This is a genomic window from Neisseria sp. P0021.S007 (genome assembly GCF_051956855.1).
Genome location: NZ_JBQCXA010000160.1, coordinates 1 through 1,030, shown reverse-complemented (window position 1 = coordinate 1,030; position 1,030 = coordinate 1). Strand labels below are relative to the sequence as shown.

Below are 1,030 nucleotides of genomic sequence, written 5' to 3'. Positions count from 1 at the left end.
ATACAGGCGACTTCCAAAACCTTGTCATTGCTAGCCACCACTTCTTCAATTTCGTTCGGATACACATTGAAACCAGATACCACAATCAAATCTTTTTTGCGGTCCACCAGCTTCAACCAACCTTTTTCATCCATAACAGCAATGTCGCCGGTCTCCAAAAAGCCGCGCGCATCGATTGCTTTGGCGGTTTCTTCCGGACGGTTCCAATAGCCTTTCATCACTTGCGGGCCGCGTACCCACAATTCGCCCGGTTGTCCGATAGGCACTTCTTTGCCGTCTGCATCACGCAATTCGACCTCGGTTGAAGAAACAGGCAAGCCGATACCACCGCTGTAAGCTTCGATATTCAAAGGATTACAACATACGCCCGGGCTGGCTTCGGTCAAGCCGTAAGCCTCCACAATCGGCGTACCAGTAATTTTTTTCCATTTTTCCGCCACGGCTTTTTGTGTTGCCATACCGCCGCCCAAAGTCAGCTTCAAACGGGAAAAATCAACTTCGGCAAAATCCGGACGGTTGACCATCGCATTAAACAGGGTATTCACACCGATGAATACGCTGATCGGCTCTTTTTTCAATTCACCGATAAATCCTTTCATATCGCGAGGGTTGGTAATCAGGATGATTTTAGAACCGGTATTGGCGAAAATCATCAGGTTTACCGTCAAGGCAAAGATGTGGTAAAGCGGCAGCGCGGCGATGACGGTTTCTTCGCCTTCGCTCAGTTGGAATTTAATCCATTCTTTCGCCTGAAGCATATTGGCGCAGATATTGCCGTGACTAAGGACGGCGCCTTTCGCCAAACCGGTTGTACCGCCTGTATATTGCAGCAAGGCAGTATCGTCGCGCGTCAACTCGACTGGCTTGAACGTATTGGCCGCACCTTGCTTCAAGGCCGTCTGAAAAGTGATGGTATTGGGAATGCGGTATTCCGGCACCATTTTTTTCACTTTGCGGATGACGAAGTTCATCAACGCGCCCTTAATCATGCCGAACATCTCGCCGACCGACGCGACAATCACATGTTTGA

General features: G+C 49.4%; 1 protein-coding gene. It reads right to left on the bottom strand.

What is annotated here, in order from left to right; all coding sequences use genetic code 11:
• Positions 1 to 1,030 (bottom strand): AMP-binding protein (locus tag ACTHUR_RS11900; RefSeq protein ID WP_440398711.1); only part of this gene is annotated, 1,030 nt, incomplete at both ends.